The organism is Ruegeria halocynthiae (assembly GCF_000743705.1).
GTDB classification, from domain to species: Bacteria; Pseudomonadota; Alphaproteobacteria; order Rhodobacterales; family Rhodobacteraceae; genus Ruegeria; species Ruegeria halocynthiae_B.
This window is the reverse complement of the sequence record NZ_JQEZ01000002.1, coordinates 725,150-742,609: the sequence shown is the minus strand read 5'-3', so window position 1 is coordinate 742,609 and position 17,460 is coordinate 725,150. Positions and strand designations below refer to the sequence as shown.

The window sequence follows — 17,460 nt, the reverse complement described above, 5'->3', positions numbered from 1 at the left end:
TTTAGGAAACGGATTGCGGTTTGGCGTTCGGATGGTTCGCCGGTGGTTGTCCGAGTGGGGTCTTGAGGTCGACCGACCCTGTCTTGGCCCGCCGTTTCAACTGGCGGATAACGACGGGACATTTGTCCTCGGACTGGTAGAGCACCTGACAATGCAGGCAGGTGACGCACTCGTTCGGGTTGATCTCACCACTGGGGTGGATGGCCTGAACGGGGCATTCGTTGGCGCAGGTCTGACAGGGGGTGCCGCAATCCTTGTAGCGGCGCAGCCAGTCGAACATGCGGATACGGGCGGGGATCGCCAGCGCTCCGCCCAACGGGCAGAGGTAGCGGCAATAGAACCGTTCGATGAACAGCCCGATCCCCAGCAGGGTCAGCGCAAAGACCACAAACGGCCAGTCGCGCATGAATTTCAGGATGATCGCGGTCTTGAACGGCTCAACCTCGGCATATTTCTCGGCCAGCGGGATCGAGACAAAGCTGAGGCCGAACAGGCCAAGGAAGATCATGTATTTCGCGGGCCACAGGCGTTCGTTCAGCCCCCAGGGCAGGGTCCATTGCGGAACGCGCAAGGCGCGGGCGATCTTGTTGGTCAGCTCTTGCAGCGCGCCGAACGGGCACAGCCATCCGCAATAGGCCCCGCGCCCCCAGAACAGCAGGGCGGCGGCCACGGCAAACCATTGGATAAACACCAGCGGGTCCAGCAGGAAGGCATCCCATGAGAAGCCCGTGCGCAGGCTGCCCGCCAGCGCCATCAGGTTCACTACGCTCAGCTGCGCATTGGCGTACCAGCCGATGAAGAACAGGGTCATAGTCAGGTATCCGATGCGGAACCAGTAGAAGACCCGCGCGTTCATCGTGGCGTGGAACTGAAAGAAGAAGGTGGCGGTCAGCACCAGCAGCATGACGCCCAGACCGGCGATCTCGACCGTGCGATCCTTCCAGATACGCTGCCATAGGGCGGCCTTGGCGGCGGCTTCTCCCGTGGCGTCGTCTACGACAGCCGGGGCGGTAACGGGCAACAAGTACTGCTCGGGCAGTTTGTAGCCCAAATCGAAAGTCAGGAACGTCTTCTCAACCGCGCCGACGGCCCGTTGCACCAACAGTTGCAGGCGGAAGGGTTCGGCCGGATCAAACTCGGCATCGGCGGGGATTTTGAAGATGTCCAACTCGGTGAAACTGGGCGCATCGGGCGCGGCAACCGCACCCAGGCGGCGCTGTTGCTTGTCGAAGAACCGCACGGAATTGTCACCCTGGATCAATTGAATCCGGTCGAAAATCCCGCCGCGCACATAGCCCGAGCCCTTAAAGCTGTAAGCCCCGCGCCCCAGAACCAGAATGGCCTGTTCGCCCTCAACTAGCCATTCGGTCAGGTTCTGGTATTCGGCCTCACCCAGCAGGGATTTCCCGATCGACGGTACGGAAACCAGCGCCATATGCATGTCGATGAAGGTGTCATCCGGTTCGCCCGGTTCTGGCCGTTTGATGGCGCGCTGATCGCCGGTCGCCTCGAACGCGGCGTTGACCTGACCGATATCCAGCGTCAGCCGCCGGACCGAGCCGTCGCCGGACAGGGTGGTCCAGTCATAGACGGCATTCTGCGCCAGATCGACGTCGCGTTTCGGCCCATCGGCCTGCAATGGGGAAAGCCCACCCAAACCCAGCGCGCGGGCCACCTTGATACCGCCGCGCACAAGGCTGTCGTCGATCACCATGATCGTTACTGTCGCGCCCGAGATGATGTCGAGGTCATGCCCCTCACCCCCGGTTTCGGCCTCATGCTTGAGGTCCAGGCCGGTGTAACCTTCGGTCAGTTCGACCATGCGGGAATTGGGAATGCCGATCAGAACAATGGGTTCCGAGTGTTTGATCAACTGCACACCAGTCAGAACGGCGTCAGCGTCGATAGCGGCAACCACGTGGATGGGTTTGCCGGAATATCCGGTGGTGCCCACAAAATCGGATGTCAGAAAGGCCCAGGCGACGGTTGCGCCGCCCTTAAGAACGGGGGCAACGGGCACGTCATCGCGCACGGGACCAAAGGCGTCTGCACCGGGGGCCAGATCGGCGGGCGTGATATCGGGCAGAAAGCTGGCAAGGCTGTCGGCATGGGCACTGATCGCCATCAGGCAGGACAGGATTAAAGCCAGCAGAAAATGGGTTGCGCGACTTACGACCACGGCGCACCTCCGATAACTTGGATTGACGCCATGGACGCGCGCAGGGCGCGTTCGGTTTTATGTCCGGGCGCAGCCGGGGGGCCACGGGTTTCAGGCCAGAGCCAGGCTGAAACGTAGGGCTCGTACAGGATACGGACCCCGCTTTGCGCGGTTTGGATAAACTCGGCCCGTATCAGTTCAGGCTGACCGGGCAGCGGGGCGGCTGCCGTTACCGCGCAAAGGGCGCAATCGGCGCATTTCGGACAGGGCGCGGTTGGATCGCGGTCTTCCTCTTCCAGATCGACCTGAACCCAGACCGCCCCAGCCTCTGAACAGATCTCCACCCACATGCTTTGCCCGGGACTCGCCAGCGCCGGGCCGAGCAGTTGCAACAGCAAAAGGAAAATGCCCGCAAACGCACATACCGCGCGCAGGGCGCGAACAGCTATGATGTGCAGAGGGTTAAGGGCGGGCATGGAGAATCCAACTCGGCGAACTTTCCTGAGTCGTATTGGATTTCCCGAAGCGAATACTTGACTTAGGTCAGGCCACCGAAAATTTCGAACTAGCCGTCGGCCTCATCCATCAGCCCGCGCAGCCAACGCCCGGCAAGCCAGGATGCAGGGATGCCCAAAGGGATCGACCACACGATCGCGGTGACCGGTGCAATTACGCCAAACCCGGCGCTGTGGCCGATCAGCCCGGCCAGAAACAGATTGATGGCCACGGCCAATGCCGTGGCCGGGTACAGCAATATGGCCAGTTTCCAGACCGGCCATTTGCCCTCAGTGGCTGGTGCCTTCCGAGAAGGTGATCTTGTTCCAGACATTGTATTTCCCCGAAGGTTTGCGCATCGGCAGGCGGCGGACCTCTTCCAGCGTCTGCGCGTCATAGACAATCACCGCGCCGTCATCTTCCCAGATCGACACCAGCGCGTGGCTGCCATCCTTGGTGAATTCGACATGGGCCACGGTCTTGCCGGGCGCGGGGCGCAGAGTCCTTACGATCTCAAGGCTTTGCTTGTCGATCACATGCATCGCGTCCTTGTTGGGACCAAAGAACACATCGGCCCAGACGTAGGGCGAATTCTCATGGCTGCGCATGAAAAAACCCGGCCCTTCGGTCTTGATCCGTTTGACCGTTTCCCAGCTTTCCATGTCGATCACCGAAACCGTGCCGTCGGTCAGGTGGGGCGTGGCCATCACGGTGGTTTCGCCGTGCTGCCACGTAATACCTGACCCCAGATGCGGCATGCCAGGCAGGTCAAGATCGGCCACTTTCTGACCGATCACCAGGTCAATCACCTGACCGCCCTTGCCGTCCCGAGACGCCCCCATGACGTATTCATAGCTTTGGTCGAAAAAGAAATCGTCCAGATAGTCAGGCGTGGTGATTTTCCGCACGGGAAAGGGGTTGGGGTTCTTGAACTGACCTTCGATGCGAAAATCATGCCCCAACCCGGATTGCGGCGGGTTGGCCCCATAGAACACTTCCCAAATCTCGGGCACATCTTTCAGCGCCAGAACGAAACTTTCGCGCGGCGGGGCCTGATAAACGGCCGAGACACGGCTGGGATTGCCCTTTTTGCTTTTGATGTCGATGACCTTGGCCACCGACAGATCGTCGGTTGACAGCAGGGTCAGGCTATTGGGCAGGTAGTTCGCCACGGCCACCCATTTGCCATCGCTGGACATGGCGATGTTGCGGCTGTTGAGACCCGCGCGCACGCGGCCCACCTGTTGCAGCGCCCAGATATCGTATTTCTGCACCCAGCCATCGCGCGACATGATGAAGACATACCGCCCGTCGGGGCTGAACTTTGGGCCGCCATGCACGGCGAAGGGGGTCTCGAACCGGTCCAGAACCGCGAAGGTGTCACCATCCAGCACGCTGACATGATGATCGCCGGTTTCCACCACCAGCGTGATGTTCATCGGATCGCTGTCCCAGACGGGCGCATCGACCGGGGCGTACCCCTCGTCCAGCGTGCGGCTGGCCATGATCTCGGCCTCGCCCCAGTTCGGGTCGGTTTCCAGCGGGGATTTCAGCCAGCCCGCCAGTTCTTCGATCTGCAAGGCGTCCAGGTCCTGCGAAAAGGCCGGCATCTGCGTCGCGGTGCGACCTTCGGCAATCACCGCAGCCACACGCGGGCCGCGCATCCGTTTCAACGTTTCGGGGATCAGCGCCGGGCCCACGCCGCCCAGACGGTTTTCCCCGTGGCAGGACGCGCAATGTTCGGCGTAATCCGACGGGGCATCGGCCCATGCGGTGCCAGCCAGCAAAAGGGAACAGAACGTACCGATTTTCAGAGTGTCAAAAGAACTGATGCGCCGGATCATGGCGTTTCCCCCGGAACGGTGTGACTTGCAGGCGCTCGCCCGCGTCATTCACGCCGATTTCTTTGTTTGACAGATAGCAGGCCGGGTCTTCGGCCCAGGGATCGCCGGTCACCTGCAAGGCCCGGATGCGGGTATTGCCGCCGCACACGTCCTGAAGCTGACATGCCCCGCAGCGCCCTTTCAACGGGCGCGGACGGGTGCGCAGCATGGCGAGCATCTGATCGTCGCTGGTCCACAGCTCGGAAAACGGTTTGGTCTTTACATTTCCGACCGTGTAGTCGGACCAATAGGTGTCGGGATGCACCCGCCCCAGATTGTCGATATTGGCCACACCCAACCCGCTGGAGTTTCCGCCCCAGGCGGCCAGATGTTCGCGTACACGCGCGGCTTTTTCGGCATCGAAACGCGCGCGGACCCAGTTCAGGAAATACACCGCATCGGCATCATTGTTGCCGGTCACGATGTCCAGTGGGCGCCCGCCCGAGGCGGCCTCCCACGCGCGGTCCAGCAACAGGTCCAGCCCCTTGCGGGTGCGCAGATGTTCGGCGTCCTCGCCGCGGTTCTTGTCGCCGCGCCCGGCATAGACCAGATGGGACAGATAGAACTTGTCGACACCTTCATCGTCGCACAGCTGCAACAAGTCCGGCAGGTGATGCTGCGTGCCTTCGGTCAGGCAGAACCGAAGACCAACTTTGATGCCGCGCTTCTTGCATTCGCGCACGCCGCGCAGGGCGTCGGCAAAGGCACCTTCGACCCCACGGAACCAGTCATTTGTGGCCCCGATTCCGTCCAGCGAAATGCCGACATAGTTGAACCCCACATCGGCGATCATATCGGCGGTTTCGTCGTAAATCCGGGTGCCATTGGTCGACAGCGCCAGCATCGGCACCAGATCGCGCGCGCGTTTGGCGATGTCGAAGAAATCGAACCGGTCCAGCGGCTCCCCACCCGAGAGGATCAGGGCCGGGACGCGAAACTGGCCCAGATCCTCAAGGGTTATCATGGCTTGCTCATGGCTGAGTTCACCCGGGAACGCCACATCCGCCGAAACGGTGTAGCAATGGCGGCATTTCAGATTGCAGCGCCGCGTCAGGTTCCAGATCACCACCGGCTTTACCGGGCCGGGGCGGCGTTTGCGCACCGGGGTCGGCTTGACCAGCTGGTGCATGTATTCGGTCAGGCGGAACATGGGTACTCAGCCTTTCGCTTTCAGGCGCAGCCCGGTTTTTTTCAGGATGCGCGTGGAATAAAGAATATCTTTGGCCCGGCAGGCCCCGCCCAGAATGGCGCTGATCTCGGCGCGCTTTTTCTCAACCTCTTTGCGGTCCTTTCCGTGGACCATAGCGAACAGGTTATAGGGCCAGTCGGGCAGGGCGCGGGGGCGTTCATAGCAGTGGGTCACAAAGGGCAAAGCGCCGATCTGGGTGCCCAATTCAGCGATCTGGTCATCCTTTACATCCCAGACGGTCATCCCGTTTGCAGTCATGCCCAGCTTGTAATGGTTTGGTGCGGCGGCGATGCGGCGGATCACACTGCGCGATTTGAGGTCCGCCAACCGGTAAAGCAGCGCGTCCTCGTCCATCCCCAGCGTTTCGGCCACCTGCGCATAGGGCGCAGGCACAAGCGGCAGGCCGCCTTGCAGCGCCGCAATAATCTCTCTGTCTTTTGCGTCGATCATGCCGCCACCCGGAAACCGATGAAGAATTCCTGCAATTTGGGAAACCGGAGGACTTCGATTCCCGTTTCCCGTTCGATCGCATCGGCGGTGGCCACGATCCCCTCGGGTGTTTCGGTGGCCAGCACGAACCACATGTTCAGCCGGTGCGTGCGTTCATAATTATGGGCCACCTCGGGGTGCGCATTGACTTTGGTCAGGACGGTTTCAAATTTTTCCGCGGGTACAGCCATTGCACACAGGCAGAACGCACCGCCCATGGCGGCGGCGTCGAAAAACGGGCCAAAGCGGGTGATCACGCGGCCATCCTTCAGGCGCGCAAGTCGGGTGAGCAGCGCGTTTTCAGAAATGCCCAGCTCCTCGGCGATGGCGGCAAAGGGATGCGGGGTCAGCGGCAGGTCGTCCTGCATCCGGTTCAGGATCGCACGGTCGGTTTCATCAAGCGTCATGCGGCGGCCTCCTTCGGTTGGATCAATGCGCCGGTCTGTTTGAAACAGCGGGTCGAGAACAGCACCTTGTGGTGCGCGCCGAACATCTCGGGCAGGGCGGCGGCGCCCGCCAACACTTGCTTGGCCTCGCTGCGCGCGCGGGCGTGGATCATAGAATACAGGCGATAGGGCCAGATACCTTCAACCGGGCGGCGCTCATAGCACAGGGTCACACCGGGATGCGCGGCAAGGGCGGGTCCGGCGCGGTCGATCTGTTCGGCGGGCATGTCCCAGACGACCATTGCGTTGGCCGACCAGCCCAAGGCCCGATGGCGCACAATCACGCCCAGGCGCGAAATGATGCCTGCCATATGCAGCGCCTCGATCCTTGCCATTACATCACCCGCGTTCCGGTCCAGCGACCGGGCCAGCGCGGCATAGGGATCAGCGACCAGTGGCAGACCGGAACTGAGCGCCTGCAACAGCGTGCGGTCGCCGTCTTGCATGGCATCGCGATCCACCTTGCGCGGGCCGGGGGTGTGGCGGGTCTCGCCCGACATGCGAAAACCCAGATCCACGTTGAACGGGCGCACCAGTCGCAAGTCCAGCACCTGCAACCCGGTCCGGCGCGAGATGCGCGCCAATGTGTCGTTTACATGCGTTCGGTCCGGGCCGGTGGCCACGAACCACAGGTTCCAGTCATCCTCGCGCTGATAATTGTGGTTCACGCCGGGTTCGGCGTCGATCAGGGCGGCGACTTCCTCCAGCCGCTCAGCCGGGGCGGCGACGGCAGCCAGCGTGCTGGCCGAGACTGCACCCGGAGCAATCGTTGCGCCAACGCGGGTGATCCGGCCGGTTGTCCGCATCCGGGCAAGGCGATCAATCACTTCGGCTTCACCCAGCCCCAGCAGGTAGGCCAGAACCTGAAACGGGCGGTCTGTGATCGGAAAATCGCGCTGGAATTCATCCAGCAGGCGGCGGTCGATCGGGTCGGTGATGTGATCCATCGGTTACAGCCCCGTTCTGTGCGCGCGTGCGGTGAAGAAGATGCCGGATGGGCTGTCGGCCTCGATCTCGCGCAGTTTTTCGAAGGTGTGCGTGTCGTAGACCATGACCTTGTTGGCATCGCGCACGCTGATCCAGACCTCATGCCCGCGTGGCGTGAACTCCATATGCAGCACCGCCGGGCCCGGTTTGAATTCATGGATGATCTGCTTGCTGACGCTGTCGATCACCTGAATCGTATCGTTCAGCGGGTGGGCGAAATTCACCCAGACCTGCCGCCCGTCTGGCCGCGCCATGGCAAAGACCGGCTGGCCGTGGGTTTGGGTGCGCCCGGTCTCGGTCAGTGTGCCGGCGTCGATCCACAGAACCTGCGGGTGACCAACGGCGGGCAGGACGAATTCGCTCCCGGTCAGCGCCCAGCCTTCCAGATGGGGCATCTTGTAGACCGGCATTTCCTCCTGCCCGCGCCCATAGTTGGGCAGCACGCGGATGGGTTCGGGCGTGTCGGCCCACAGGTCCAGCGCGGTCAGTCCGTCCTCGCCGAACAGGCCGGTGATATAGGTGCGGCCATTGGCGGTGATCAGCGCGTCATAGGGGTTTTTGCCCATGTCTGGGATTTTGGTGATCTCGGGATCGCCCGAGGCGAAATCGGCGATCCAGGTTTCGCCCGTGTCCCACATGGTAAACACAAACCGGCGGCCCGGCGCGTCGACCAGACCGATGGTTTTGCTGCCGGTGGGGATGTCGGCGACCATTTCCAGCGTATCTGCATCGAACACACGCACGCCACCGGGTTCATAATTCGACACCGCAACCAGCCTGCCGTCATCCGAGATTGCGCCGCCAATAGCGTTGCCCGCCTGCACGACACGGTTCACGATCTGGCGGGTGACGATGTCGACCTTGGTCAGCCCGCCATCGCGCCCGAACACATAGGCAAAGCGTTCATCGGGCGAATACACCAGCGACGCATGGGACAGATCGCCCAGCCCTTCGATCCGCGCCAACGCGGCCCGGTCGGATTGGTCCACCAGCAGGACCGAGCCGTTGGCGCGTTCGATCACCAGACCCAGATCACCGGTGGCGGTGGGTTCGGCCTGTGCGGTGGTCATCATCAGGGCGGCTGCAAGGCCAAGCAGAAGATGTTTCATTGTGCCTCCGGTTCCAGCAGGTATCGGGCGATCCATTCGGCCTCTTCTTCGGTAATCAGAGGCCGCCAGGGCGGCATCGCGGTGTCGGGAATGCCGTCAAGAATGACGCCGGTCAGGACGTCGGGGTCATAGTGTTTCAGGGTCTCAGACCGCAGATCGGGGCCAAGCCCGCCCTTCAACGACAGCCCGTGGCACGAGCCGCAATCCTGATGGACAAGCCGTTTCAGGGCGCCTGGGTCGATTGCGTCAGCGGCAAGGGCCGAGGTGGCGACAAGCACGGCGGTCGTAAGAACAGCGCGCGCCGTCCAGCCCGGAAGTCCGCCGTTCCTTTGTGCGGCGCTAGCCATGGGCCTGCTCCAACAGCTCAGTCACGGAGCGTTGCGCATAAAGCGATACCACCTGACCAATGATGAACAGTGTCGGCGCTTTCAGATCCGCCGCGCGCACATCCGTCGCAAGTTGGTCCAGCCGCGAGATCAGGCGGCGTTCGTGCGGGGTGGTGGCTTTGCCAACGGCCAGAACAGGGGTGGAGCCGGGCAGGTTCTCGGTCATCAGACCCATGGCGATCTGGCCGATATTGGCCACCCCCATATAGACAACCAGCGTCGAATCCGGATCGGCCAGCCGTTTCCAATCCAGATCCAGCACCTTATCCGCCTGCCGGTGTCCGGTGACATATTGGACCGAGGTTGCAAGCCCGCGATGGGTCAGCGGCACGCCGGTAGAACAGGACGCCCCCTGCGCCGCCGTGATGCCCGGTGCATATTCGACCATAACGCCGTGGGCCATCAGATAGGCCGCCTCTTCCGAGCCGCGGCCAAAGATCATCGGGTCGCCACCCTTCAGCCGCGCAACGGTGTGCCCGGCGCGGGCCTGTTCCAGCAAAATCCCATTGATGCGGTCCTGCGGAACCGTATGGCATTTGGGGGCTTTGCCAACGGGTATCAGCTGCGCACCGTCGGTATGCAGGGCAAGGATATCGTCCGAGACCAGTCGGTCATAAACCACCACGTCGGCCTCTTGCAGCATACGCAGGGCGCGCAGGGTCATCAGCTCGGGGTCTCCGGGGCCGGCGCCAATCAGAAAAACCTTACCGCTCATGTGCACACTCGCTTGTTCTGAATGTCTTCTGAACCCGGGCCTTCCGGCAGCGCCCACGCGCGAACTGGGGACGTTGTTGGGTGAACCGGGCGTGTCATGAGCGCAGGGTGACGCAATCGAAAACCAACCTCCTTGACATAAGTTAAGGAGCGCGGGATTTGCGCCCGCGCTCCTTTGATTTTGCGTGTGAATCCGCCCCGGCCTCAGGGTTCCACGGTGATCATTCCGATCATGTTCTGTGTCTCCCAATGTGGGCCGCACAGGTAATCCTGCGGCCCGGGGGTCAGGAAGGTCAGATCGACCGTTTCCTCAGGGAACAAACGGTCGCTTTCGGGGGCGCTGCCGTCCTTCAACAGGACCGAGTGGCTGGTGCGTTTGTCCACATTCACCCAGCGCACCGTTGTGCCTGCTTTGACCGTCAGTTCCGCCGGGCAGAAGTTGTATTTGTACATCAGTACAACCTCGGCATCCTCGACGCCGGATGAAGGTTGACCGAACAGCTCAACATAACGCGTCTGGGCTTCGGCGCAGATGGCGGCGGCCTCATCCGACCAGGCGGGCGCTGCCAGAAGCAGCAGCGCGGGAAGAAGGCGGTGGGGTTTCATCGTCCATGTCTCCTTTCCAAAAGAGAAGGGGCCGGATCATCCGGCCCCGTCTGTTACTGTTTCACCACGTTGATTGCGGCCGCGTCGTCATCCAACGCAAGGCTGGTGTTCAGCGTCACATGGTGGAACCGTGCGGCGGCAAAGTCATCGTGGATGGCAAAGCCCACCGTATAGGTCTGGCCGGGTTCCAGCGGCACATCGCCGGGCGCGCCGGAATTCAGCGGGCGGGCAAAGACCACGGTCCACATACCACCCGACAGATTGGCCGAAGCGGCGATCTCGCCGTCGTTGACCACGCGCTGTTCCAGCAGATAGCCATTTGTTGCGCTGCCATCGGCATACACCCGCATCAGGTCCAGATAGGTGCCATCGGTCAGATATTGCTCGATCTGCTCGGCGGCCTGCAGCTTGTCCCATCCGCCCAACGCCTTGCCACGACGGCCTTTGACCTCAACATCTGTGCGGCTTTCGCTGATGTATTTGGTCACTGTACCCGGTGCGGTCATGCGGCTGGTGAAATCACCATTGGCGGCAATCGCGTCACCTTCGGGCGCGAAGGGCATATAGGTGTTGTCGGCGTGGCACGAGGCCCAGCAACCCACCTGTTCGCCCAGCTCAATGCCGGTGCCGGTGATCATCATGGCAACCTTGATCTGATTGTCGGGATCCATCTTGCCCCCATCGACAAAGGGCGCTGGGTTGTGGCCCGCATCCGGCCATTGCAGGCGGACATACAGGTTTTCATCGTCATGGGCCGCCTGAACTGTCGCGTCGATCACACCGCGTTTTCCGGGGATCGGCGTGGGCTCCAGCTCTCCGCCCGCAACGATCTTGTTGCCAATCGCATCCAGTTCCTTGGCGTGGCAGGTGGTGCATTGATCACCGCCCTTGGTCAGCGGGCGGGCGCCGCCATGGAACTTGCCGTTCTGCACCCATTCAAACGAGGCCTGACCGGGGTAGAACAGTTTCAGATCCGCGCCGGCAACGGCGTTCCAGTCGATATCGCCGCCGACACCGCTGCCCCCGCCTGCGGGTGCTGCGGCGTCTTCACCATTTGCCTTGGCGCGTTCTTCGGCAACGGCTGCGTCAACAGCGGCTGCGATCTGGGTCTGTACAGCCTCTTGCTGGGTCTGCTTGGCAGCTTTCTCAGCCTCGGCCACGGCGGCCTCTTTGGCTTCGATTTTTGCAAGGCTGGCCAGGTATTCCGGCGGAACCGGGCGGATGAAGTCTGGGTTCGGCGCTTCGAGTTCTTCCAGATACTCTTCGTCGGCCCGGTCGCGGGCGTCCGAATGCGCGATCCCCTTGTGACAGTCGATACAGGTCTGGCCCACTTTCATCGCGTTCAGGTGCTGCTGACGTGCGCGGGGCTTCTGAAACTCTGGCATCATCGATTCGAAATCGTGGCAGTTGCGGCACTCGCGCGAGTCCGAGGATTTCATCCGTTCCCACTCGTTCATCGCCAGATGCACACGCTTGGCTTCGAACTTTTCGCGTGTGTTGATGGTGCCGACCATTTTGCCATACAGCTCTTTCGACGCCTTGATCTTGCGGATGATCTTATGGGTCCAGTCTTTGGGCACGTGACAGTCGGAGCAAACCGCGCCCACGCCTGACCGGTTCACGTCATGGATCGTGCCGGTGTATTCCTCGTATACGAAATCGCGCATCTCGTGGCACGAGATACAGAAATCCTTGGTGTTGGTGGCTTCCATGGCGGTGTTGAACCCACCCCAGAAGACGATGCCGGCGGCAAAGGCCACGGCAATACCGGCCACGGGCATTCCCCACAGGAAATACCGGCGCCAGATTGGTTTTTTCTTATCCGGTTCGGACTGGGTCATATCCGGGCTCCGTTTTGGCTGTCTTGTCTGGCCTCGGGTGACAGGCCGGTGAATGTCGCTGATCGCTTAAACGAGGAAAGGGCGGGCGAGGGGCCCGCCCTTTCCGGTGTTGGTCGCGAATCCGTCAGGTGACGTGGTTCGACCGGTTGTAGACGTTGAACTTGCCGGTCGGGGCATAAAGCCCTTCGATGCGACCGATTTCTTCCAGCGTCTTGGCGTCGAAGATCACGATCTGACCGTTGGGCTCCAGCGAGTCCGACAGGTTCCATTTGGACACCCAGACCTCGGTCCCATCCGCGTTGAATTCAAAGTGAACAGCGGCGCTGCCTTCGTCTTCGGTAATCTGGATGGTTTTCACGATCTCGCCGGTCTCTTTCGAGATGACCTGAACCGATTGCTGAACCTCAGGCTCGGGGTGCTTGGTCTGGTCCGCCCAGATGTAATCCGAGTTCGGGTGAGTCCGGACAAACAGGCCGGGGCCGTCGGTTTCCACCTCATAGCAGACCTTCCAGGCGTCATCGGGGCGGTTTTCAGGATCGTTGCCCCAAACCGTCACGGTGCCGACGCCCAGGTGGGTCGTGCCTGCGACCGGGCCGCAATTCGGATCAACCCAGTTGGCACCCGGACCGGGGTGCGGCAGGGCGGCGGTGTCGATCATCGCCTCAAGCTTGTGGGTTTCGGTATCAACGACCACCATCTTGTTCGACGCGTTCGCGGCGATCTGGAAGTACCGGCCCGTCGGATCAAAGAACCCGTCATGCAGGAACTTGGCGCTGTCGATCTTGTCGATCCGCAGGTTGTCCAGATCGGTGTAATCGACCTGCCACAACTGACCCAGCTCTTTGACCGCAACGATCCAGGTGGGTTCGTTCGGAGTTGTGTAGATCGCAGCCACGCGGGCCTCTTCCACATAATCCCCGTCCACGTTCACGCCGCGGGTGGACACGACCTTGACCGGTTCCATCGTCTGTGCGTCAACGATAGCAAAGTGCGGCGGCCAATAGCCCCCACCGATGACGTATTTGCCGTCGCCGGATACGGCCACGTCGCGGGCGTCATAGGCAATCTTGACTTCGGACACCAACATCTTGTCCGGCGTCTGCCAGAGGTCGATCTTGGTCATCTTGCCGTCGCGGCCCATGGTGTACCAGAAACGGCCGGGTTCTTCGGGTTCTTCAAGCGCGTGGTGTTCCGACGCCTTCAGCACGTGCACCGCATAGCCTGTGGGGATATGGGTCAGCACCTCTTTGGTGTCGCCGTCGATCACGGCCACCTTGCCCACGTCCCGTTCGATGACGACAAAGAAGTTTTCCCAGTTGCGGCCATGCAGCGGCTCGGTCGGGTAATCCTCTTCTTCGACATAGACCTTGCGGGTCGCCATCATCTGTTCCAGCGACATTTCCGGCGGCTTTGGCGCATCCATCATGATGTAGGTCGCCATGTCCTTGATTTCCTGCTCGGACATGATGTCCGAGAAGTTGTTCATGCCGCCTTCGGTGCCCCAGGCGATGATCTTCTCCAGACGTTCCTGGCCCAGTTGCAGGGTGCCGCCTTCGGTCACGGTGCCGTCGGCTGCGGTTTTCTTCCAGTGCGGTTCAAGGTTTTTGCCGGTGGCGCCTTTGCGCAGAACGCCGTGGCAACCGGCGCATTGTTCAAAATAGAGCTGTTTGGACGATTCAAAGGCTTCGTCGCTTAATGTTGGCTCTTCGGCGAAGGTTGGTGCAGCGACGCTGCCCAGCAGCATCGCCAAACCGACCCCAAAGGCGCGGCCAGTTTTGTTGTAGCTGATTCCAAGTGACATGATCACTCTCCATTTGCGTGGTGAGGCAGGTCCAAGGGTGGGACATCGCGCGTAGGCTCTCCTTGACCAAAGTCAACACGAGCGGGGCAATTGGGCGGTCCGGCTGAATAATTCGTCGAAAATGATCGCGGAAAAATCTGTGTCTCAGGGTCATATTTTCCGGGGGTTTTTGATTTTGGTTAAGTCGCCCGCGTGGATCGCTTGCTAGGTCAGGAAAAACGACCGAGGAGAGCAGCCATGCCCACAGTCATCGCCCGCGTTTTAGGTGAGGGGTTTCGTGTTTTTTTCCTGTCCGCCGGGCTTTATGGCCTGTTTGTCGGGGTGGTTTGGGGCGTGTGGCTGACGGTGCCTTATGTGGTCCCGGATTACGGCATGACGCCGCCCATGTGGCACGCGCATGAGATGATTTTCGGCTATGCGACCGCAGCGCTGGGCGGGTTTTTCCTGACCGCCGTGCCAAACTGGACCGGCGCCCCCGAGGCGCGGGCGCGCTTTATCACTCTGGCCGCCGGGCTGTGGTTGGCGGGTCGGATGGCGATGTGGTTTTCAGGGATGCTGTCACCGGTTCTGGTCGCGGCCGTCGATCTGGCGTTTGTGCCGATTCTGGCGGCCAAGATCGCATCGCAGCTTATGCGTCGTCCGAAACCGCAGAACATGATCTTCCTGCTGCTGCTGTGCTTTATCTGGGTGGCCAACCTGCTGACACATCTGGAGTGGATGGGCATCACCAGCGACACGCTGCAAGCCGGTCTGCGTGCCGGGTTGCTGACCTTATGCGCGATGATCGGTATTCTGGGCGGGCGGATCACCCCGGCCTTTACCCGCAACGCCATGAAACGCGCCGGGGTGCCCGAAGCTGGCTGGCCGGTTTCGGTTGCCCGTTTGGACAAGGTGGGCATGGTTCTGGCCCTGATCCTGCCGCTGAGCGTCCTGACGTTGGGGACCGGCCCTTTGGCCGGGGTTGTGGCGCTGACGCTGGGCATCGTGCAGATCCTGCGCATGACGCGCTGGCGCACGGTTTGGGCCGCGCGGCAACCGATACTGCTGGCGCTGCATATGGGGCTTGGGATGCTGGCGCTGGGGCTGATCCTGTGGGGGCTGGCAGTGCTGGGGTTTGGCAATGAGGTCGCCGCCGTTCATGTCCTTGGGATCGGTTGCGTCGGCGGCACGACCCTGGCGGTCATGAGCCGCGCAGCGCTGGGTCATAGCGGCCGCGCGCTGATCGCGCCGGGGCCAGTAGTCGTGGCTTATGGGTTGATGGCGGTCGCAGCCCTGTCGCGTTGGGTCGGGGCCTCGCTGGATGCGGGGTACCCGGTGGCGATGCTGTTGTCTGACGGTTTGTGGGTCAGCGCCTTTGCACTTTATCTGATCGCAATGTGGCCAGCGCTGACCGGGCCAAGGCCCCCACGGGCGGGGTGAAAATCATTTGATTCCACCAGTCTTGACTTTCGTTAAGGCGGCCCCACGGCCCCGCAGCCATTCTGCCGGAACCAGCAATGCGGCGCAAAGGAGAGCGCAATGCGAGAAGTCATGACCAAGAGCATGGCCCGCAACATATTTTATGGCGGGTCACTGTTCTTTATTTTAATTTTTCTGGCCCTGTCGGCCCATTCCCACTGGTATATCGTGAACTCCGAGAATTCGGCGAAACTCGATGAAAGTGTGGTGCGGGGCAAACACGTCTGGGAAAAACACGCCTGTATCAACTGTCACACGATCCTGGGCGAAGGGGCCTACTTTGCCCCCGAGGTCGGCAACGTAATGACCCGTTGGGATGTTCTGGACGACCCGGAATCGGCCTTTGAAACCCTCAAGGGCTGGATGGAGGCGCAGCCGACCGGCATTCCCGGTCGCCGGCAGATGCCCAATTTCAACCTCAGCGACGAAGAGATCCGCGATCTGGCCAACTTCCTGATCTGGACCGACAACATCGACGCGCAGGGCTGGCCCCCCAACGAGGCGGGCTGAGAAGGGAACAATGAAATGAAATACGAATCCCAAAAAGTGGCCTATGCCTATTTTGCCGTGGCAATGGGCTTGTTCGCGATCCAGGTGACCGGCGGCCTGCTGGCAGGCTGGATCTATGTGTCCCCCAATTTCCTGAGTGAGCTGCTGCCGTTCAACATTGTTCGGATGCTGCACACCAATGCGCTGATTGTCTGGCTGATCCTGGGCTTCTTTGGCGCAGCCTACTTCCTGATTCCCGAGGAATCCGAGCGGGAAATCCACTCGACCAAGCTGGCGTATCTGCAGTTGTTGATCCTTGTGGTCGGGACGCTGGGCGCGGTGCTGACCTATACGTTCAACCTGTTCGAAGGCAACTGGCTGCTGGGCAAAGAAGGGCGCGAGTTCCTTGAGCAACCCAAATGGGTCAAGGCCGGCATCGTCGTGGCTGCGCTGATCTTCCTTTACAACGTGTCGATGACCGTTCTGAAGGGCAAGAAAACCGCCATCACCAACATCCTTCTGTTGGGTCTGTGGGGTCTGGCGCTGCTGTTCCTGTTTGCCTTCTACAACCCAGGCAACCTGTCCCTGGACAAGCAATACTGGTGGTATGTCGTCCACCTGTGGGTCGAAGGTGTGTGGGAACTGATCATGGCCTCGATCCTGGCCTACCTGATGCTTAAGCTGACTGGTGTGGACCGTGAGATCGTCGAGAAATGGCTTTATGTCATTGTCGCCGCCGCGCTGTTCTCGGGCATTCTTGGCACTGGCCACCACTATTACTGGATCGGGACACCGGGTTACTGGCAGTGGATCGGGTCGATCTTCTCAAGCCTCGAAGTGATCCCGTTTTTTGCGATGATGGCCTTTGCTTTTGTCATGGTCTGGAAGGGCCGCCGGGACCATCCCAACAAGGCCGCACTGCTGTGGTCGCTGGGCTGTGCCACGCTGGCTTTCTTTGGCGCGGGCGTCTGGGGCTTTCTGCACACGCTGCACGGGGTGAACTACTATACCCACGGCACGCAGATTACGGCGGCTCATGGTCACCTGGCCTTTTACGGTGCCTATGTCTGCCTCAACCTGGCGATCTTCAGCTATGCCATGCCGATCCTGAAAAACCGCGATCCGTATAATCAGGTGCTGAACATGGGATCTTTCTGGCTGATGACCAGCGGCATGGTCTTCATGACCTTTGTCCTGACCTTTGGCGGAACCGTTCAGACGCACATGCAGCGGGTGGTCGGTGACTACTTTATGGATGTGCAGGATCAGATCGCGATCTTCTACTGGATGCGCTTTGGCTCTGGTCTGGTGGTGGTCATCGGTGCGCTGCTGTTCATCTATTCAATCTGGGTGCCCCGGAAAGAGGTCATCGAACCCGGCGCAGCCAAGACCCCGGCGGAGTGATGGAT

The 17,460-nt window shown here is 61.1% G+C and carries 17 protein-coding genes; 3 read left to right on the top strand and 14 right to left on the bottom strand.

All coding sequences use genetic code 11. The features are described 5' to 3' along the window. Position 1: 1 nt before the first annotated feature. The 14 genes from JT51_RS10120 to JT51_RS10055 all read right to left on the bottom strand — a co-directional run bounded on the left by JT51_RS10120 (position 2) and on the right by JT51_RS10055 (position 14,104). Positions 2–2,179 (bottom strand): NosR/NirI family protein, encoded by a 2,178-nt coding sequence (locus JT51_RS10120; protein ID WP_037311412.1) that lies wholly within the window; start codon positions 2,177–2,179, stop codon positions 2–4. Further along, complete coding sequence (locus tag JT51_RS10115; RefSeq protein WP_235216146.1) at positions 2,170–2,634, bottom strand: DUF2946 family protein; 465 nt, start codon at positions 2,632–2,634, stop codon at positions 2,170–2,172. The genes JT51_RS10120 and JT51_RS10115 overlap by 10 nt, the downstream gene beginning before the upstream one ends. 89 nt (positions 2,635–2,723) lie before the next feature. Continuing rightward, a complete protein-coding gene (locus JT51_RS10110) occupies positions 2,724–2,987 on the bottom strand; it encodes a hypothetical protein (RefSeq protein WP_037311410.1) in 264 nt (87 codons plus the stop codon). Continuing rightward, a complete protein-coding gene (locus tag JT51_RS10105; RefSeq protein WP_037311407.1) occupies positions 2,944–4,497 on the bottom strand; it encodes a nitrite reductase in 1,554 nt (517 codons plus the stop codon). The genes JT51_RS10110 and JT51_RS10105 overlap by 44 nt, the downstream gene beginning before the upstream one ends. Beyond that, the gene (gene nirJ / locus JT51_RS10100) at positions 4,472–5,686 is read right to left on the bottom strand and encodes a heme d1 biosynthesis radical SAM protein NirJ (RefSeq protein WP_037311404.1); all 1,215 of its coding nucleotides are present in this window, start codon (positions 5,684–5,686) and stop codon (positions 4,472–4,474) included. The genes JT51_RS10105 and nirJ overlap by 26 nt, the downstream gene beginning before the upstream one ends. A gap of 6 nt (positions 5,687–5,692) precedes the next feature. After that, on the bottom strand, positions 5,693–6,175 hold the full coding sequence (locus tag JT51_RS10095; RefSeq protein ID WP_037311402.1) for an AsnC family transcriptional regulator: 483 nt from the start codon (positions 6,173–6,175) through the stop codon (positions 5,693–5,695). Next, positions 6,172–6,621 carry an Lrp/AsnC family transcriptional regulator gene (locus tag JT51_RS10090; protein WP_037311399.1) on the bottom strand — a complete coding sequence of 150 codons (450 nt, stop codon included), beginning with the start codon at positions 6,619–6,621 and terminating at the stop codon, positions 6,172–6,174. The genes JT51_RS10095 and JT51_RS10090 overlap by 4 nt, the downstream gene beginning before the upstream one ends. Next, on the bottom strand, positions 6,618–7,607 hold the full coding sequence (locus JT51_RS10085) for an AsnC family transcriptional regulator (protein ID WP_037311396.1): 990 nt from the start codon (positions 7,605–7,607) through the stop codon (positions 6,618–6,620). Before JT51_RS10085 ends, JT51_RS10090 begins: the two co-directional genes overlap by 4 nt. Positions 7,608–7,610: 3 nt before the next feature. Beyond that, positions 7,611–8,756 (bottom strand): cytochrome D1 domain-containing protein, encoded by a 1,146-nt coding sequence (locus JT51_RS10080; RefSeq protein WP_037311393.1) that lies wholly within the window; start codon positions 8,754–8,756, stop codon positions 7,611–7,613. Next, complete coding sequence (locus tag JT51_RS10075) at positions 8,753–9,103, bottom strand: c-type cytochrome (protein ID WP_051927471.1); 351 nt, start codon at positions 9,101–9,103, stop codon at positions 8,753–8,755. Before JT51_RS10075 ends, JT51_RS10080 begins: the two co-directional genes overlap by 4 nt. Continuing rightward, positions 9,096–9,857 (bottom strand): uroporphyrinogen-III C-methyltransferase, encoded by a 762-nt coding sequence (gene cobA / locus JT51_RS10070; protein ID WP_037311391.1) that lies wholly within the window; start codon positions 9,855–9,857, stop codon positions 9,096–9,098. Before cobA ends, JT51_RS10075 begins: the two co-directional genes overlap by 8 nt. A gap of 203 nt (positions 9,858–10,060) precedes the next feature. Then, complete coding sequence (locus JT51_RS10065) at positions 10,061–10,462, bottom strand: cupredoxin domain-containing protein (protein WP_037311388.1); 402 nt, start codon at positions 10,460–10,462, stop codon at positions 10,061–10,063. Between the two features lie 53 nt (positions 10,463–10,515). Next, positions 10,516–12,303, bottom strand: a complete 1,788-nt coding sequence (locus JT51_RS10060) for a NapC/NirT family cytochrome c (RefSeq protein ID WP_037311385.1) — start codon at positions 12,301–12,303, stop codon at positions 10,516–10,518. A 124-nt stretch (positions 12,304–12,427) separates the two neighbouring features. Further along, positions 12,428–14,104 carry a cytochrome D1 domain-containing protein gene (locus JT51_RS10055; protein WP_037311383.1) on the bottom strand — a complete coding sequence of 559 codons (1,677 nt, stop codon included), beginning with the start codon at positions 14,102–14,104 and terminating at the stop codon, positions 12,428–12,430. Positions 14,105–14,341: 237 nt separating this feature from the next. Between JT51_RS10055 and JT51_RS10050 the strand changes: the two genes are divergently transcribed. From JT51_RS10050 to JT51_RS10040, 3 genes are all read left to right on the top strand, one after another. Further along, on the top strand, positions 14,342–15,523 hold the full coding sequence (locus JT51_RS10050; RefSeq protein WP_037311380.1) for an NnrS family protein: 1,182 nt from the start codon (positions 14,342–14,344) through the stop codon (positions 15,521–15,523). A gap of 99 nt (positions 15,524–15,622) precedes the next feature. Beyond that, on the top strand, positions 15,623–16,072 hold the full coding sequence (locus JT51_RS10045; protein WP_037311377.1) for a c-type cytochrome: 450 nt from the start codon (positions 15,623–15,625) through the stop codon (positions 16,070–16,072). A gap of 15 nt (positions 16,073–16,087) precedes the next feature. Beyond that, entirely contained in the window at positions 16,088–17,455 is a 1,368-nt protein-coding gene (locus tag JT51_RS10040; RefSeq protein WP_037311375.1) for a cbb3-type cytochrome c oxidase subunit I, read from the top strand. Positions 17,456–17,460: the final 5 nt, after the last annotated feature.